The organism is Micrococcus sp. LASM2_SD2 (assembly GCF_057364565.1).
This window is the reverse complement of record NZ_JBNFOB010000005.1, coordinates 12,820-30,509: the sequence shown is the minus strand read 5'-3', so window position 1 is coordinate 30,509 and position 17,690 is coordinate 12,820. Positions and strand designations below refer to the sequence as shown.

Here is a 17,690-nt window from a genome sequence, read left to right as displayed (position 1 = left end):
GCGCCACGCGCCGCCGAGCGTGCCCGCGGCCACCGCCGCGCGAACACCGCGGCACACGTCCACAGCTGGGCCGGCGTGAGCGCCTCGAAGCCGACCGCACCGGCGCTCGCCAGCGCCAGGCCCCACAGGATGCCCATCCGCTGACCCGTCTGCATGCCGTGGCCGAAGGCCGACGCGGAGGTGGACACGGCCAGCGCCAGACGGGCCCGGTGCTGCACCCGGACCGTGGAGCCGGTGGTGCCCAGGCGCACCACCGGAGGCGTCAGCAGCCGGGCCACGCCCCAGGCCAGCAGCGGGGAGACGATCAGCCCCACGAACAGCTCCCACTGCACGTGGGAGCCGATGCGGTGCACCTCGTGCGTGCCCACGGCCAGGTAGGCGGCGAGCGTGGTGCCCCACAGGCTGGAGATCAGCGAGTGGGTGGTGGAGCCGGGGATGCGGTGCCACCACATCAGCAGACCCCAGCCGACCGTCACCAGGATCGCCACGCTCGTGGTGACCAGGCCCGGCCAGCCGTTCGTCTCCGGGTGCAGGAAGAACGCCGCGTAGAGAGTCATCAGGCCCGTGCCGAAGACCACGCCCAACGCCTTCATCGCGGCGGTGAGCTGCAGGGCGATGCGCGGGGACAGGGCGCGGAAGCGCACCGCGAGGGCCACGGAGTTCGGGGCGTCGCGGAAGCCGGTGAGGACGCCCAAGCCGCAGGTGACAAGGAACGTCAGGGCGAGGCCGACGATCACAGCCGGCCCCTCAGGACTCGCGCACGAGGATCGCGCCGAGGTGGGTGTTCACGTCCCGCAGCGCCTCGATCGCGGACTGCAGCGCCCAGGCGACCTCCCGCTGCCGGTTGAACTCGCGCTGCAGCAGGTCCTCGCCGAGCGAGGCCAGCCACTGCACCAGGACGCGGTCCGTGCGGCGAGAGGCGCGGGTGAGCTGGATCCACGTCTCCTCCAGGGCGTCCAGGTCCCGCAGCTGCCCGGTGGCCTCGGTGAGCAGCTCGGACTGGCGGCCGATGGTCTCCAGCATGTCCAGGGCGTCCGCCGGCAGCTCGTCCATGTGGCCGTGGTGCACCAGGATGCCGGCGGCCACCACCCGCTGCACGGCGTGGTGGATGCCGGAGGCCAGCAGGTACAGGTCCTCACGGGGCAGCGGCGTGACGTAGGCGCTGCGCAGCGCGGTGAGGAAGGACATCAGGGACGCGGAGGCCGAGGCGTCCAGGTCCGCGAGGTCGCGGTCCACCGCATCCCGGGCGAGGCCCTCGGAGGCCGGCGACTGGGCCACGGTGTGGACCGAACGGCCGAGCGTTCCGGCGAGGTCCGCCATGTGGAGCAGGGCGGGGGTGTCGCGGGTGGTCAGCCAGGTCCGGCGCTTCGCCATGGGGCCTCTCCTGACGGGTCTCGCCCTGGGGGACGCTTCGGTGCTGCGTGTCCGTGCGGGCCGGTCGGGTGCGGGGATGGAGGTGCAAGGGGGCGCGGTGCCGGACCGGGAACGCCTCTCGGCGGAAGGCCGCTCGCAGCGGCAAATGTTGGAGCCCGGGGTTACCAGCAGCCCGGCACCGCTGCAGATCAGTCTAGCGATCCGGCGCGCCAGCCACGAGCCGAGGATTCGAGCGCCTCCGCGGTGGCCAGCAGGCGTTCCGCGCGGCGGGTGAGGCGCGCGGCGTGCTCCGGGGCGGCGGTCTCCAGGTCCGCGGCGTGGTGGGTCTGCCCCAGGGACACCACGCGGGCGTAGGCGGCGGCCCGCTCGAACGCGACGTCGATCTCGGACCGGTAGGCGCCGGTGAGGATCGTGGTGGTCAGGCGGCGCAGCTCCTCCGGGCCCGGCGGCTCCACCGCGCCGGCGACGGCGCGGGCCACATGGGCGTCGTGTCCGGCGCGGTACCAGGCCGCCCAGGACTCGCCGTCCCGGGCGGTCGCCTCATGCAGGGCGTACAGGCGCCAGAGCGCCCCGGCCAGGGAGACCGGCGGGGCGTCCGCCCACAGCTCGGCCACGGTGGCGATGCCCAGTTCCTCCACCAGCCCGATCAGCCGCTCCACGACGTCCGGGTCCTGTTCCGTCTGCCCGCCCGTGACCAGGGCATGGGCGAGCCGGGAGGCCGCCGCGGCCACCTCGGCGGGGTCCTCGCCGCCGGCGAACCGGGTCAGCTCGTCCGGTGTGGACAGGCGTGGCCGGTGGTGACGCGTCAGCCCGGACGCGGTCGAGCTGGCGCCGCGGCCGGCGGCACGGTGCACTGCCATCTCGCGCTCCTCTCGTTCGCGTGCGGCGGATCCGGAGGTGACCCACGACGACGGCCGCTCACCTCTCCGGGGTGCCCGCACCGGGTGTGTGCGGGCGCCTCCACGGTACTGCCCGGCGGGGCCCGTGCGCAGGCCGCCCCCACAGCGCGGGGCCGTCCATCCCCGGGCAGCGTCAGGGACGGCACCGGCGGATCCGGCACCCTGCGATAAACTCGACAGGCCCGGTCGAGAGGCCGAGCACGGGCCTTTAGCTCAGCTGGCAGAGCATCGGACTTTTAATCCGCCGGTCGCGGGTTCGATCCCCGCAGGGCCCACAGGAGACGGCCCCTCACCTGCCCCGGTGAGGGGCGTCGTCACAGGTCAGACCCGGACCGGTGAGGTGCCGCACGCGGAGGCACGGGAGGCCTCTCGAACGGGGTCCGGTGCCGGCCGTGTGCGTCCGCCTCAGCGGAAGAACCGTGTCAGCCGTGCCGCACCCTGACAGATGAGGGCGGCGGGGATCAGCAATGCCGCGCCGCGACGGTAGTCACCTGGCTCCAGGGTGACGCCGCGGTGGGCGAGGTCGCGCTTCGCCGCCTGGACCCCGAGACCCATATCGGGACGGCAGTGAGGACACCGGCGGTGTAGGCGCGCAGGCACAGCGAAGCCATCAGGTGGGTGGCGATGTGCGCTTCCAACCCCGCGACCACGGCCCGATAGGCGGGCGAGGCACCCTTGCTGCGCGCACCCCGCAGGCATGCCGTTCCGACCACCACGGCCATCCCTCCGACGGCGACCACAGACTCGCGGACCCCCATCTCCAGGGCAGGGGAACCGGTGATCCGGGCGAGACGTCTGCTGGTCGAGGGAAAGGCGACGATCTCCTCCAGATCATGCGTGGCCCACGCGAGGAACAGCGCCGTCGGCCCTGGGATAGACACGGGTCCGTCCCTCAGGCCCCGAAGAGCCGCTCCACGTACCGGTTCGTGAACACGCGCCGTGGGTCCACGGCATCGCGCACCCGGCACCAGTCCGCGTGGTGCGGGTAGGCCTGAGCGGCCCAGGCGGCGTCCCGGGTGTGCATCTTGCCCCAGTGCGGTCGTCCGCCGAGGGAGACGAACAGGTCCTCGACCTCGCGGAAGTATTCCGTGGGGTCCTCGCGGTGGTAGCGGTGCACGGCGATGTACACGGACTCGCGGCCGTGGGCGGCGGACAGCCACACGTCGTCCGCCGCTGCGGTGCGGACCTCCACGGGGAAGGACACCCCGCGCCCGTCCCGGAACATGGCGGCGCTGATCTCACGCAGCCCTTCGAACGCCTGCTCGAAGGCCTCCAGGGGCAGCGCGTACTCCATCTCCTTGAACCGCACCGAGCGGTCCGCCACGAACACGTTGTAGGACACGTCCGTGTAGGTGCGCCGGTCCACGCCGCGGCAGGAGAGCCGGTTCAGCGCGGCCACGGTCCGCGGGGCCGCCGCGCCCAGGCGGCACATCAGCTCGTAGACGCCGTTGGCCAGCACCCCGTCCATGAGCCTCGTGCGCAGCGGAGGCAGCGGGTCCAGGCCGGCGCCGAGGGGGATCCGGGTGTTGGTCCTGGTCAGGCCCAGGCCGGTGCCCGGGAACCAGTAGAACTCGTGGTGGTCGGCCGCCCGCGACCGCTCCTCGAACCGGGCGACCGTCTCCTCGATCGGCTCGGCCTGCTCCTCGGCGCGCAGCAGGAAGGACTCGCAGACCGCGAACTCCGCCTCGGTGATCACGCCGAGAGCGCCCAGGCTGACCCGGGCCGCCTCGAACAGCTCCGGCTCGTGGGCGGCGTCCACCCAGCGCAGCGTCCCGTCCGCAGTGAGGAGCTCCAGGCCGGTGACCATGCCGGCGTAGCCCGTGCACCGCAGCCCGGTGCCGTGGGTGGAGGTGCTGATCGCCCCGCCCACGGTCTGCCGGTCGATGTCCCCCATGTTCGCCAGGGCCAGGCCGTGGGCGCCGAGCAGGGGACCGAGCGCATAGAGGTGGGTCCCGGCCCGGCCCGCACCCGCCCGGCATCCCGGTCCACCCGGGTGAGCCCGCTCAGGGCACCGAGGTCCAGCTGCACGTCGTCCGTGGCCGCGATCGGGGAGAAAGAGTGCCCCGCGCCGATCGGCTTCACCCGGCCGCCGCGGGCGGCGGTCTGCGCCACCACGGAGGCGAGCTCGTCCAGTCCCTCCGGACGCACGGTCGCCGAGGGCGACCACGTCTCGGAGGAGCCCCAGTTGCGGGAGGAGGCGGCCGTCGTCGTGCCCCGGCCGGAGGCCCGGCCGCTCACAGGAACACCTTCCCCTCGCCGCGGTAGGTGGGCCAGACGTCCACGATCTCGTCGTCCGCCTGGCTGTAGACGGCCACGGCGGCCAGGTGCTCGGCCGGCTCGCCGGCCTTGGCATGGCGGAAGAACACCGGGTCGCCGAGCTTCAGGGCGCGGGGCGCCCGGGCCGCGCAGCGGGGTCTGGACCTCGCCGGCGCCCTCCTGGCCCGAATACGTCAGCCCCTCGGGCCAGGCCACGGTGGGGGAGCGGTCCGGTCCGGGGACGCCGGAGGCGATCCAGCCGCCGCCGGTGACGGTGACGATCGTGGGGTCGGTGCGGCGCGCCACCGGGCAGATGAAGAAGCTCGCGGGCCGGACGTCGAATCCCATGAAGCCGTCGAAGCTGGCCGGGCCCATCAGGCCGGAGCCGGCGCCGATCTCCGTGACCGCACCCTCGCCCACCGTGGTCTCGATGGAGCCGGTGCCGCCGCCGTTGACGAACTCCAGCTCCACACCGTGGCGCTCGGCGACCTCACGGATCGCCGCCACCATCTCCACGCGGCGGGAGGACAGGTCCCGGACGGAGGCGGCCTTGATGCCGCGGATCGCCAGGGATCGGGGGCCGCCGCCCTCGGGCAGACCGGCCACCTGGCCCTCGTAGGCGAGCACGCCCACCAGCGCGCAGCCCGGGGTGCCGATGATCTTCTCCGCCATCACCCGTGCCTGCTTGGCGGTCTTCACGGGCGAGCGGAGGGCGCCGAAGCGGAACCAGGTGAAGGCGGTCGGCTGCCAGGCCGCGTCCAGGTCGAGGCAGATCCGCAGCGGCGGCATCTCAGCGCTGAACTGCACCGGGTGCAGGCCGGCCCTCCATTGGATGTCCTCGATCAGCTCGAGGTGCTCCACGGAGTCCACCACCACGGTGATCTCCCTGCGGGCCTCGGCCGAGCGCACCCAGGCGCTGAGGGCCTGGCGGTCCACGGTGGGGTAGGCCACCAGCAGGTCCGTGTGCCCGCACTCCTGCAGCCAGAGGGCCTCGGCGAGGGTGAAGGACATGACGCCGGAGTAGCCGGGCTCGGCCAGGGCGGTCTCGATCGCCCGGCGGATGCGCAGGGACTTCGAGGCCACCCGGATGGGGGTGCCGGCGGCGCGGCGGGTCATGTCCGCGGCGTTGGCGCAGAACGCCGTGAGGTCCAGCAGGGCCACCGGGGCCGGCGGCAGGTCGTTCTGCATGCGGCGCAGGGCCGCGGTGTATCTCTCGTACGGCGGCCGGGCCGCCTCCGCGGCCGCGTCCGTGGCCTGGGCGGAAGTGTGCTTCGTCACGGCTACGATTGCATCATGTCCGGGACCACCCTGCCCGCATCCGAGCGGCTCGCCAGCGGAAGCCATGTCCTCTGGTCCCGTCCCGCGGCCGAGCGGGACGGCACCGACCTGGTGCTCGTGTTCCACGGCTACGGCACGAACGAGCGCCGCGCCGGAGCCCGCTTCTTCCCGATGCTCCCCGAGCGCTGCACCGGCCTGGCCGTGCGCGGCGGCCTGGAGATCGACGCGAACGCCACCGAGGGCCTGCCGGACGACCCCGGCGCCTGGGGCTGGTTCCTGCTGGACCTGAGCCTGAAGGGCGAGTTCTCCCAGGTCCTCGCCGCCGTCCACCGCGTCTACGACGTCCTCGCGGACGAGGCCGTCACCCGCCACCGCTTCCGCTCCGTCTCCGTGCTCGGCTTCTCCCAGGGCATGGCCATGGCGACGACGGCCGTCCGGGTCCGCCCCGAGGCCTTCGCCTGCGGCGTGGGGCTGGCCGGGTTCGTCCTCCAGGACGCCCTCCTGGAGACCCTCGACTCGCCCCCGGAGGGCCCCGGCCCGCGTCCCTTCTTCTGGGGCCGCGACCCGGCCGACCCGGTGATCCACGACGGCGCGATCGCGTACACGGACGTCTGGGTGCACGAGCACACTCGCCTGACCGCCCGCACCTACCCGGGGATCCTGCACTCCGTCAGCCCGGAGATGGGCCGGGACGTGAAGATCTTCCTCGAGCACGTGCTCGCCTCCTGACCGGCACGACGCCTCGGCGCGGCGCCCCCGGAGACGGGAGGCCGGCCGCGCGGGGAGCGGGTTCGTCACGCTCTGGGCGCACAACGCGTCCCAGGCCTCTCGCGCCGCCCGGACCTGGGGCTACTGTGTCCGCCATGGCAAAGAACTCGATGCTCGGACGCCTCGCCGGTGGGAAGGCGATGAACGTCGCGATGAACAGTGCATTCGACAAGGACGGCAACCCGACCGACGGGTTCCAGAAGGCCGTGCAGCGGGCCATCAAGGTCCAGCGCCCGCTCGTGCTGGCCAACATCCGCCGCCTGCACAAAAAGAACCCGGACGAGGGCCCCGCACAGCTCGCGGACCGGCTGACGGACCAGTACCTGCTGGCCGTGACCGGCGCCGGCGCCGCGGTGGGCGGCACCGCGATCATCCCGGGCATCGGCACGGTGGCCGCCCTCGGCCTCTCCGCGGCCGCGGTGGTGGGCTTCATGGAGACGACCGCCCTCTACGCGCAGTCCATCGCCGAGCTGCACGGCATCACCACCGAGGACCCCCAGCGTGCCGAGGCCCTCGTCATGGCCCTCATGCTCGGTGACGACGGCAAGAAGCTGCTCCGTGAGTTCGCCAGCGGCCAGCGCGGTGGCTCCGCCATGCCTGGCGGCGCCGCGAACGCCGCGGGCCTGTCCGCCCTCATGGGGATCGGCGGCCAGGGCGGCATGTCCGAGCTGCTGGTCCAGCAGATGAAGAAGAAGTTCATGCGGAAGATGCTCGTCCGCCAGGGTGCCGGCTTCCTGGGCCGCGCCGTGCCGTTCGGTGTGGGCGCCGTGATCGGCGGCGTCGGCAACCGGGCGATGGGCAAGGCCGTGGTGAAGTCCGCGCAGACCCTCTTCGGCCCGGTGCCCGCCACCCTGCCGGGCGAGGTGGTCGACCCCACCACCGACCCGGACGAGGACGAGAAGGAGCTCCGCGCCCTGGAGGAGAAGACCCAGAAGGAGCTCGCCGGCCAGGTGGACCTGGACGGCAACCCGGTGGCCTCCCCGGTGGACGGCCGGCCCGCCGCCGCGGACGCGGAGGAGGACGAGGGCTTCTTCGACGGCCTGAAGGACCGCTTCTTCGGCGGCAAGGACAAGGAAAGGAAGGGCTGACGGCCCGCACCCCGCGGCGCCTCCCCTGATGGGGGGCGCCGCCGGCACGGGGGACGACGACGGACCCTCACCGGTCCGTGCGTCGTCCCCTCGTCCGTTCCGAGCCGTCGGCCGTCAGACGTCGTCCGTTCGGAGGAGTCACGTGGCTCAGAGCAGCAGCGTGGCGAGGGCGTGGATGAGGAGCCCGGCCAGGGCGCCCACCACGGAGCCGTTGATGCGGATGAACTGCAGGTCCTTGCCCACGAAGAGCTCGAGCGTGCGGGCGGTCTGCGCTCCGTCCCAGCGCCGCACGGTCTCCTCGATCACCCCGGTCAGCTCCGGGCCGTACTCGGTGAGCGCCGAGGCGGCGGCCTGACGCGCCAGGGCGTCCACCCGCTCACGCACGGCCGGGTCCTCCTCGAGACGGCCGCCGAGGTCCCGCAGTCCGGCCACCAGGGCCCGGTGCAGGTCCGAAGAGGTGTCCTCCAGCGCCGAGAGCAGGGACTCGGACAGCCCGTTCCAGGCGCGGCGCAGCCAGTCCCGCAGATGCTCGTCCGTGAAGAGGCTCCGCTTCAGCCGCTCCACGGACGCACGGGTGTCCGGGTCCGTCCGCATGCGCTCGGCCACCTGGGCCAGCCACTGGTCCACGGAGCGGCGCGCCTCGTGGTCGCGGTCCCGGCGCACGCCCGCCAGGTACTTCAGCAGCTCGGCGTGAAGGCGTTCGGCCAGCAGCCGGTCCACCAGCTCCGGGCTCCACTCCGGGGACCGCTTCTTCACGGTCTCCACGAACACCTCGGGGTGGGCGGCGATCCAGTCCCCGGTGTTCTCCACCACCAGGTCCACGAGCGTGTCATGGTGACGGCCGGCCAGCACGTCCTCCAGCACGCCGGCGAGCGTGGGGGACCAGTCCGGCTCCACCATGTGCCGCTGCACCAGCTGGCCCAGCAGGTCCTGGATGACCTCGTCGTCCGCGGCGGACACCGCCTGGCGGGCGGCCGCCGAGACCTGAACGGCCACCCGGGCGGCGTTCTCCTCGGTGTGCAGCCACCGGCCCAGCGGCGCGGAGACCTGCAGCGCCTGCACCTTCTCCCGGGCCACGTCCGAGTCCAGGAAGTTCTCCTGCACGAAGTCCTTCAGCGCCGCCCCGAGCTGGTCCTTCTTCCGCGGGATCAGGGCGGTGTGCGGCACGGGCACGCCCATCGGGTACCGGAACAGCGCGGTCACCGCGAACCAGTCCGCCAGCGCGCCCACCATGCCGCCCTCGGCGGCGGCCCGGACGTAGGAGAGCCACGGGTGCTGCTCCTGGAGCACGAACGCCACCACGAACACCACGGCCAGGACCACCAGCAGGCCCGTGGCCACGGCCTTCATGCGGCGCAGGTCTCGGGCGCGGGCGTCCACGGCCGGGTCCATCCCGGCCATGCCGAGGGCCGGGGTGCCGGAGGCGGGGGAGGAGGTCACTGCAGGGGCTCCTGAGGGTCGGCGGTCTGCCCCGGCCACAGGCGGCGGCGAGGGGGACGGGGACGGTGCGGGCCGTCGTCGTGGGACTGGGCCCGGGACGACGGCGATCTGCGGTGACGACCATTGAACCAGCACCGCCGGATGCTGTCTGTGCCGGACGCCCGGGGAGGTCTGTGCCGGATGTCCGGGTGCCCGTGGCCCGCACCATGCCGGCAGTTCACCGCGCCGTCACGTCCGCTCCCTAGGGTCGGGGCCATGACACCGCTGGTCATCGCCCATCGGGGCGCGTCCGCAGACTTCGCCGAGCACACCCGGGCCGCCTACCTCCATGCCCTGGCGGTGGGCGCGGACGGCCTCGAGTGTGACGTCCGCCTCACGCGGGACCGTGAGTTGGTGTGCTGGCACGACCCCACGGTGGACCGCTGCTCGGACGGCGCCGGGGCGGTCGCCGACCACACCCTGGCCCAGCTGCGCCGCCTGGACGTGCACGGCTGGCACCCCGCGGACCTGCCCGGTGAGTATGGCCGTTCCGAGGAGCAGCTGTTGCGGTTCGCGGACCTGCTCCAGATCGCCCTGTCCGCCGGACGGCCGCTGCGCCTGGCGGTGGAGCTGAAGCACCCCTCACCGTTCGGCCACGAGCTGGAGGAGCGCGTCCTCGCCGAGCTCGTGGCCCACGGCTGGGACCCGGAGACCGGCATGCTCGCCGGCGTGCAGGTGTCCTTCATGTCCTTCGACCCCGGATCCCTGCGCCACCTTGCCCCCATGACCGGCCCGGACGCCCTCTGCGCACTCGTGGACGTGGACCCGGAGCCGTCTGCCTCCCGCCTGGCCCGCGGCCCGGTCACCCGGGCGGCCGTGAAGGCGGCCATGCACCGCGCGCTCGCCGGCAACGAGGCGCTCGTCTGGGGCGGCAGGGCCCAGCTCGCCGGGCCGTCCGTGGCCTATGTCCGCCGGCACCTGGCGGACGTGAAGGCGTGGACCGCGGCCGGCCGGCGCCTGCGCGTGTGGACGGTGGACCTGCTGGAGGACGTCGCCTTCCTGGCCGCGCACGGCATCCCCGAGATCACCACCAACCGCCCGGCGGAGGTCCGGAGAGTGCTGGAGGAGCTGCGCAGGGAGCGCGCGGCGGACGGCGTGGTCCTGGCCTGACCCTTCCCGGGACGGCCTCCGCGGCATCGCCGGGGCGGCCTCGCCGCCCCGGCGGGGCGCGACGACACTGCGGTAACACGCCGGGGACCTTCACCGTCCGCTCAGGGTGTGAGTATGATCACGGGCAACCCCGGTATGTGAGGAGCGTCACCCGGGGACCACTCGCACCGACCTGGAGGCACCATGCCCGCTCGCACCCCCAAGCGCCGTTTCCTGGCCGCCGCGGCCGTCACCGCGTCCGCCGCCCTCGTCCTGACCGGCTGCGCCGAGTCCAAGCGTGACGACAACGCCGGCGGTTCCGGCTCCGGCGGAGACGTGGACAGTACGTTCATCTTCGCCGCCTCCTCTGACCCCAAGACCCTGGACCCGGCCTTCGCCTCGGACGGCGAGTCCTTCCGCGTCTCCCGTCAGATCTTCGAGGGCCTCGTGGGAGTGAAGGAGGGCACCGCGGACCCGGAGCCGCTGCTCGCCGAGTCCTGGGAGGCCTCGGAGGACGGCAAGACCTACGAGTTCACCCTGAAGAAGGACGTCACGTTCCACGACGGCACGGAGTTCAACGCCGAGGCCGTCTGCGCGAACTTCGACCGCTGGTACGAGTTCGAGGGCATCGCCCAGTCCGAGTCCCTGGCGTACTACTACGGCAAGCTGTTCCGCGGCTTCAAGGACAAGCCGGAGGACGCCGTGTACGAGTCCTGCGAGGCCACCGAGGACCACAAGGCCACCGTGAAGCTGAAGCAGCCGTTCGCCGGCTTCATCGCCTCCCTGTCCCTGCCGGCGTTCGCCATGCAGTCCCCCACCGCCATGGAGGAGTACGGCGCGGACGACATCAGCGGCTCCGCCGAGGCCCCCACCCTCTCCGAGTACGCCCGTGAGCACCCGGTGGGCACCGGCCCGTTCAAGTTCGACAAGTGGAACGTGGGCGAGAACATCGAGCTCTCCGCCTACGAGGACTACTGGGGCGAGCAGGGCCAGGTCCAGAAGATCAACTTCCGCGTGATCGACGACCCGGTGGCCCGCCGTCAGGCCCTCGAGTCCGGAGGCATCGACGGCTACGACCTCGTGGCCCCGGCGGACGTGCAGTCCCTCAAGGACGCCGGCTTCAACGTGATGAACCGCGACCCGTTCACCATCCTGTACCTCGGCCTGAACCAGGCGAACGAAGAGCTCAAGGACGTGAAGGTCCGCCAGGCGATCGCCTACGCGATCGACAAGGACGCGCTGGTCAAGCAGACCCTGCCGGAGGGCACCAAGACCGCGATCAACTTCATCCCGGACTCCGTGAACGGCTACACCGAGGACGTGGAGAAGTACGAGTACGACCCGGAGAAGGCCAAGGAGCTGCTGAAGGAGGCCGGCTACGAGGACGGCTTCACCATCGACTTCAACTACCCGACCGGCGTCTCCCGTCCGTACATGCCGACCCCGGAGCAGGTGTTCTCGAACCTCTCGGGCCAGCTGAAGGAGGTCGGCATCAAGACCGAGGCCAAGCCGCAGAAGTGGTCCCCGGACTACCTGGACCAGGTCCAGGCCACGGATGACCACGGCATCCACCTGCTCGGCTGGACCGGCGACTACAACGACACGGACAACTTCGTGGGCGTGTTCTTCGGCGGCGAGAAGCCGGAGTTCGGCTTCGACAACCCGGAGCTGTTCAAGGCGCTGGCCGAGGCCCGTCAGATCCCGGAGCTGGACGAGCAGACCCCGAAGTACGAGGAGATCAACAAGATGATCTCCGAGTACGTCCCGTCCATCCCGCTGGCCCACCCGGCCCCGTCGCTCGCCTTCTCCGAGCGCGTGACCAGCTACCCGGCCAGCCCGGTCAACGACGAGGTCTACAACGAGATCGAGCTCTCCGAGTGATCTGACCCCCTCGGTCCGGACATGCGCCGGGCGCCTCGTGCGCCCGGCGCATGTCCCGGTCCGGAGGGCATCTCCCGTCTGAAGGGGAGGAACGACGACGGCCCGTCCCGTCCGCCTCCCGCCGCACCTTCCGTGAGGAACCGGAATGCTGAGAATGATCGGCAAGCGCCTGCTGCTGTTGATCCCCACCCTCTTCGGCCTGTCCCTGCTGCTGTTCTGGTGGGTCCGCGCCCTGCCGGGCGGTCCCGCGACCGCGCTGCTGGGCGAGAAGGCCACCCCTGAGGCCGTCGCCCGGGTGAACGCCGCCTACGGCTTCGACAAGCCGATCCTGGAGCAGTACGTCACCTACATGGGCAAAATGGTCCAGGGCGACTTCGGCAACTCGATCCTGACGAGCCGGCCCGTGATGGACGAGTTCGTCTCCCGGTTCCCGGCCACCCTCGAGCTGTCCGTCTTCGCGATCGTCTTCGCCGTGGTCCTGGGCATCCCGCTCGGCTACTGGGCCGCGAAGCACGTGGGGAAGTGGCAGGACCAGTTCGCGGTGGTGCTCTCGCTGCTGGGCGTGGTGGTGCCGGTCTTCTTCCTCGCGTTCCTGCTCAAGTGGGTGTTCGCGGTGGAGCTGGGCTGGCTGCCGACCGACGGCCGGCAGGACGCCCGCATCGACGCGACGCACTACACGAACTTCTACGTGTTCGACGGCCTGATCACCGGTGAGTACGACGCGGCCTGGAACGCGATCACCCACCTGATCCTGCCGGGCGTCGCCCTGGGCACGATCCCGCTGGCGATCATCGCCCGCATCACCCGGGCCTCCGTCCTGGAGGTGCAGAACGCCGACTTCGTGCGCACCGCGAAGGCGAAGGGCCTGGCCCCGCGCCTGATCCGGGACCGCTTCGTGATGCGCAACGCCATGCTCCCGGTGGTCACCACGCTCGGCCTGCAGCTGGGCCTGCTGATCTCCGGTGCCGTGCTCACGGAGACGGTGTTCGCGTTCAACGGCATCGGATCGTTCCTCTGGGACGCCATCTTCAACCTGGACTTCCCGGTGCTGCAGGGCTTCATCATCCTGGTCGCCCTGATCTACTCGCTCATCAACCTGGTCGTGGACGTCTCATACGGCCTGATCGACCCGAGGGTGCGTGTCTCATGAGTGTCAACCTCCCCCCGAACCCCTCCGGCGCCCCCGGCGCGGACATGACCCCCGCCGGGTCGGCCGCCGAGGAGTCCGTGACCGCCGGGCAGACGCAGAAGACCTCCGAGCCCGGGATGGACACCCGCGGCACGAGCCTGTGGAAGGACGCGTTCATCCGGCTGCGCCGGAACCCGGCGGCCATCGCCGGCTTCGTGATCGTGGTCCTGTTCCTGCTGGTCTCGGTCCTCGCCCCGCTGATCGCCCCGTACCCCGGGACCGCGGTCCCCGGCGCACGTGAGATCACCCCGGGCGCCATCCCGGGACCCGGTGAGCTCGACGGCCACCCGCTGGGCCTGGACCGCTTCGGCGGAGACGTCCTGTCCAAGCTGATCTGGGGCGCTCAGGCGTCCCTGATCATCGGCGTGGTCTCCACCGCGCTCGGGCTGATCGGCGGCATGGCCCTGGGTCTGCTCGCCGGCGCCTTCGGCGGCTGGGTCGACTCGGTGGTCATGCGCATCGTGGACATCCTGCTCTCGGTCCCGAACCTGCTGCTCGCGGTGTCCATCGCGGCCGTGCTCGGCCAGAGCCCGAACGCGGTCATGATCGCGATCGGTGTCTCCCAGGTGCCGATCTTCGCGCGTCTGCTGCGCTCCTCGATGCTGTCCCAGAAGGGCCAGGACTACGTGCTCGCCGCGCAGACCCTGGGCCTGTCCCGCCGCACCATCACCATGTCCCACGTCCTGCCGAACTCGGTGGGCCCGGTGATCGTGCAGGCCACCCTGACCCTGGCCACCGCGGTGATCGACGCGGCGGCCCTGTCCTTCCTGGGCCTCGGCGGCGGACGCCCCGAGACCGCCGAGTGGGGCCGCATGCTGACCTACGCGCAGGCCGAGCTGGGCATCGCCCCGTGGCTCGCGTTCCTGCCGGGCTTCTGCATCGCGCTGACCGCCCTGGGTTTCACGCTGCTGGGCGAGTCCCTGCGCGAGGCCCTCGACCCCAAGTCCCGGACGAGGTGATCGGACGATGAGCTCACACCGCGCAGACGACGCCGCCCGCGAGGCGGCCGCCCAGGACGCCCCGGTCCGCCGGGAGCCGGAGACGCCCGCCGGCGCCCCGCTCCTGGAGGTCAGGGACCTGAACATCGAGTTCTCCACCATGCACGGGTCCGTGCACGCGGTGGAGGACGCGAACCTCACCCTGCCCGCCAGCGGCACGCTGGCGATCGTGGGCGAGTCCGGCTCCGGCAAGTCCACCACCGCGATGGCCGCGATCGGCCTGCTGGCCGGCAACGGCAGGGTGTCCTCCGGCTCGATCATGTTCGACGGCCAGGAGCTGGTCGGCATGCCCGAGTCGAAGATGCGCCACATCCGCGGCGGCAAGATCGGCCTGGTCCCGCAGGACCCGATGTCCAACCTGAACCCGGTGACCCGGGTGGGCCAGCAGATCGCCGAGACCCTGCTGACCCACAAGGCGGCCACGAAGCAGGACGTGAAGGCCAAGGTCATCGAGGTCATGGAGCGGGCCGGCATCCCCGATCCGGCCAAGCGGGCCAAGCAGTACCCGCACGAGCTCTCCGGCGGCCTGCGCCAGCGCGTGCTGATCGCGATCGGCCTGGCGTGCCGGCCGAAGCTGCTCATCGCGGACGAGCCGACCTCCGCGCTGGACGTGACCGTCCAGCAGGTGATCCTGGACCAGATCGACGAGATGACGCAGGAGCTCGGCTCCTCGGTCCTGCTGATCACGCATGACCTCGGCCTGGCCGCCGAGCGCGCGCAGCACCTCGTGGTGATGCATCGCGGCAAGGTGGTGGAGCACGGCGACGCCCGGCAGATCCTGGAGTCCCCGCAGCACCCGTACACACAGTCGCTGGTGAAGGCGGCCCCGTCCGTGGCTGCCGCCCGGCTGCTGCCGGAGTCCTTCGACCCGGCGCCGCAGGACCTCGCCCCGGACGACACCGCGGCGATCTCCACGGTGGCGTTCCAGAAGAAGGACCTCACCCCGCTGGTCGAGATCGACGGCCTCACGAAGGTCTACCCGATCCGCGGCCAGGACGACTTCTACGCCGCCAAGGACGTCTCCCTGAAGATCCCGCGCGGAAAGACCGTCTCGATCGTGGGCGAGTCCGGCTCCGGCAAGACCACCACGGCACGCATGCTGCTGAAGCTGATCGAGCCGACCTCCGGCTCCATCACCTTCGACGGCAAGGACGTGCTGGGCCTGAAGGGCAGGGACCTGAAGGACTTCCGCCAGCGCGTGCAGGCGGTCTTCCAGGACCCGTTCTCCTCGCTGAACCCCATGTTCACGGTCGGGCGGATCATCGAGGAGCCGCTGCAGGCCTACAAGCGGGGCAACGCCAGGCAGCGCCGGGCGCGCGTGCTGGAGCTGATGGACCAGGTCGCGCTGCCGCAGCACTTCTACCGCCGCTATCCCACCGAGCTCTCCGGCGGCCAGCGCCAACGCGTGTCCATCGCACGCGCCCTGGCGCTGAACCCGGAGCTGATCGTGTGCGACGAGCCGGTGTCCGCCCTGGACGTGCTCGTGCAGGCGCAGATCCTGGACCTGCTCAAGGACCTGCAGGACGAGCTGGGGCTGAGCTACCTGTTCATCTCCCACGACCTCGCGGTGGTCCGGCTCATCTCGGACTACGTGTGCGTGATGAAGGACGGCGAGCTGGTGGAGGCGGCCTCCTCCGAGGAGGTCTTCACCAACCCGCGGCACCCGTACACGCGCCGCCTGCTCGCCTCGATCCCGGGCAACGAGCTTGGCATCGCGGTGGAGGGCGACGGCACCCACGTCTGACCCTGGACCGTTGTCGTTCGGGAAGCCGTCGAGTCCCCGACCGCTTTCGTTCGGGAGACCGTCGAGGCCTGCGCAGCCGGCCGTCCCGACGACGGCACTCACCTCAGCGAGGTGAGTGCCGTCGTCGTGTGTGACAGAACGCCCGTTCCCCTGTGACCGGGACTACTCTTCTCCCATACCGCATCCCCGGGCGCCGCAGGCGCCCACGGGGCACACACAGAGAGGGGAGTCGCATGGCCTCGCACAGCCGCGTCGACTCGGGCCATCCGGTGCACAACCCGGACATCGTCGGGTTCACCGAGGCCGAGATCAACGAGAAGCCCGTCAAGCCGAAGTGGAACTCGCTGGGCCCGGGCATCGTCGCCGCCGCCACCGGCGTGGGCGCCGCCGACCTGGTGGCCACGCTGACCGCCGGATCCCGCTACGGCTACATGCTCATGTGGGCCGTGGTCCTCGGCGTGATCCTGAAGATCGTGCTGGTGGAGGGCACCGGCCGCTACTACCTGTCCACCGGCAAGACGATCTTCCAGGGCTGGCGCACGCTCGGCGCGTGGACCACCGTCTACTTCGCCCCCTACATCGTGATCTGGGGCTTCGTCTACGGCGCCACCGCCATGTCCTCGACCGCGCTGCCGCTGGCCGCGCTCTTCCCGGGCGTGGACGCCAAGGTCTTCGCCATCGCCGCCGGGATCATCGGCCTGGCCCTGGTGTGGCTGAACAGGTACCGCCTGATCGAGACGCTGATGACCGTCCTCATCGGCGTCATGTTCGTGACCGTGCTGCTCTCCGCGGCGCTCACCGCCCCCAACATCGGCGCGATCCTCGCGGGCCTGGTCCCGCGCATCCCGTCCGGCGACCCAGAGGTCATGTTCTACGTGCTCGGCCTGGCCGGCGGCGTGGGCGGCACCATCACCCTCGCGGCCTACGGATACTGGCTGCGCGAGAAGGGCTGGAACGTCCCGAAGTACATGAAGGTCATGCGCTTCGACAACGCCACCAGCTACATCCTCACCGGCGTCTTCGTGATCGCCACCATGATCATGGGCGTGGAGCTGCTGCACTCCGCGGGCCTGGCGATCTCCTCGGGCGACAAGGGCCTGCTGGACGTGGGCAACGTCCTCGCGGACCGCTACGGCCATGCCTGGGCCACCGTGTTCCTGGTGGGCTTCTTCGCCGCGTCCTTCTCCTCCCTGCTGGGTGTGTGGCACGGCGTCTCCCTGATGTTCGCGGACTTCTGGGCGAACTTCCGCAAGCCGGCGGACCAGCTGGACCAGGACGACGCCCCGTCCCTTGCCTCCGCCCCGGCCCGCTTCTTCCTGCTGTGGATCACGTTCCCGCCCATGGTCCTGCTGTTCCTGGACCGCCCGATCTTCCTGGTCCTGCTCTACGGCACGCTCGGCGCGCTGTTCATGCCGTTCCTGGCCGTGACCCTGCTGTTCCTGAACAACTCGAAGAAGGTCCCGGCCCGCTTCCGCAACGGCTGGGTGAACAACATCCTGCTCGGCGCCACCACCGCGATCTTCCTCGTGCTCGGCGCCAACGAGCTCTACAAGGCGATCTCCAACGTGTTCGGCGGCTGACCGGCCACCCGGCCCCTCCCGGCCCTGGCCCCACGACGACGGCACCCGCCTGACCGAGGCGAGTGCC

The 17,690-nt window shown here is 71.5% G+C and carries 13 protein-coding genes, 1 tRNA gene and 1 pseudogene; 9 read left to right on the top strand and 6 right to left on the bottom strand.

What is annotated here, in order from left to right; genetic code table 11:
* The 3 genes from AC2W7A_RS00960 to AC2W7A_RS00950 form a co-directional block, all read right to left on the bottom strand.
* The coding region (locus tag AC2W7A_RS00960; protein ID WP_485989697.1) for an inorganic phosphate transporter at window positions 1–737 on the bottom strand (737 nt) is incomplete at its 3' end.
* Between the two features lie 10 nt (window positions 738–747).
* Window positions 748–1,374, bottom strand: a complete 627-nt coding sequence (locus AC2W7A_RS00955) for a hypothetical protein (RefSeq protein WP_485989696.1) — start codon at window positions 1,372–1,374, stop codon at window positions 748–750.
* A gap of 188 nt (window positions 1,375–1,562) precedes the next feature.
* Window positions 1,563–2,234, bottom strand: coding sequence for a hypothetical protein (locus AC2W7A_RS00950; RefSeq protein ID WP_485989695.1), 672 nt, complete (start codon window positions 2,232–2,234; stop codon window positions 1,563–1,565).
* 241 nt (window positions 2,235–2,475) lie between these two features.
* On the opposite strand from AC2W7A_RS00950, the gene AC2W7A_RS00945 reads away from it, so the two are divergent.
* Window positions 2,476–2,548 (top strand) — tRNA-Lys (locus tag AC2W7A_RS00945).
* Window positions 2,549–2,734: 186 nt separating this feature from the next.
* Here AC2W7A_RS00945 and AC2W7A_RS00940 read toward each other — a convergent pair.
* Window positions 2,735–3,154 (bottom strand): HXXEE domain-containing protein, encoded by a 420-nt coding sequence (locus AC2W7A_RS00940; protein WP_485989694.1) that lies wholly within the window; start codon window positions 3,152–3,154, stop codon window positions 2,735–2,737.
* Between the two features lie 11 nt (window positions 3,155–3,165).
* Window positions 3,166–4,877: pseudogene (locus tag AC2W7A_RS00935) on the bottom strand (D-arabinono-1,4-lactone oxidase).
* Between the two features lie 945 nt (window positions 4,878–5,822).
* Between AC2W7A_RS00935 and AC2W7A_RS00930 the strand changes: the two are divergent.
* Window positions 5,823–6,536 carry an alpha/beta hydrolase gene (locus tag AC2W7A_RS00930; RefSeq protein WP_485989693.1) on the top strand — a complete coding sequence of 238 codons (714 nt, stop codon included), beginning with the start codon at window positions 5,823–5,825 and terminating at the stop codon, window positions 6,534–6,536.
* Between the two features lie 134 nt (window positions 6,537–6,670).
* Complete coding sequence (locus AC2W7A_RS00925) at window positions 6,671–7,663, top strand: hypothetical protein (RefSeq protein WP_485989691.1); 993 nt, start codon at window positions 6,671–6,673, stop codon at window positions 7,661–7,663.
* Window positions 7,664–7,810: 147 nt separating this feature from the next.
* Here the strand turns inward: AC2W7A_RS00925 and AC2W7A_RS00920 are convergent, their stop codons facing one another.
* Window positions 7,811–9,103 (bottom strand): DUF445 domain-containing protein, encoded by a 1,293-nt coding sequence (locus AC2W7A_RS00920; protein WP_485989690.1) that lies wholly within the window; start codon window positions 9,101–9,103, stop codon window positions 7,811–7,813.
* Window positions 9,104–9,358: 255 nt separating this feature from the next.
* Between AC2W7A_RS00920 and AC2W7A_RS00915 the strand changes: the two genes are divergently transcribed.
* The 6 genes from AC2W7A_RS00915 to AC2W7A_RS00890 all read left to right on the top strand — a co-directional run bounded on the left by AC2W7A_RS00915 (window position 9,359) and on the right by AC2W7A_RS00890 (window position 17,623).
* Complete coding sequence (locus AC2W7A_RS00915; protein ID WP_485989689.1) at window positions 9,359–10,252, top strand: glycerophosphodiester phosphodiesterase family protein; 894 nt, start codon at window positions 9,359–9,361, stop codon at window positions 10,250–10,252.
* A 183-nt stretch (window positions 10,253–10,435) separates the two neighbouring features.
* Window positions 10,436–12,112 carry an ABC transporter substrate-binding protein gene (locus tag AC2W7A_RS00910; protein WP_485989688.1) on the top strand — a complete coding sequence of 559 codons (1,677 nt, stop codon included), beginning with the start codon at window positions 10,436–10,438 and terminating at the stop codon, window positions 12,110–12,112.
* A gap of 145 nt (window positions 12,113–12,257) precedes the next feature.
* Window positions 12,258–13,262 (top strand): ABC transporter permease, encoded by a 1,005-nt coding sequence (locus tag AC2W7A_RS00905; RefSeq protein ID WP_485989687.1) that lies wholly within the window; start codon window positions 12,258–12,260, stop codon window positions 13,260–13,262.
* Window positions 13,259–14,260: an ABC transporter permease gene (locus AC2W7A_RS00900; protein ID WP_485989686.1), complete on the top strand. Its 1,002-nt coding sequence runs from the start codon at window positions 13,259–13,261 to the stop codon at window positions 14,258–14,260. Before AC2W7A_RS00905 ends, AC2W7A_RS00900 begins: the two co-directional genes overlap by 4 nt.
* A 139-nt stretch (window positions 14,261–14,399) precedes the next feature.
* The gene (locus tag AC2W7A_RS00895; RefSeq protein ID WP_485989698.1) at window positions 14,400–16,043 is read left to right on the top strand and encodes a dipeptide ABC transporter ATP-binding protein; all 1,644 of its coding nucleotides are present in this window, start codon (window positions 14,400–14,402) and stop codon (window positions 16,041–16,043) included.
* A gap of 233 nt (window positions 16,044–16,276) precedes the next feature.
* Window positions 16,277–17,623 (top strand): Nramp family divalent metal transporter, encoded by a 1,347-nt coding sequence (locus tag AC2W7A_RS00890; protein WP_485989685.1) that lies wholly within the window; start codon window positions 16,277–16,279, stop codon window positions 17,621–17,623.
* Window positions 17,624–17,690: the final 67 nt, after the last annotated feature.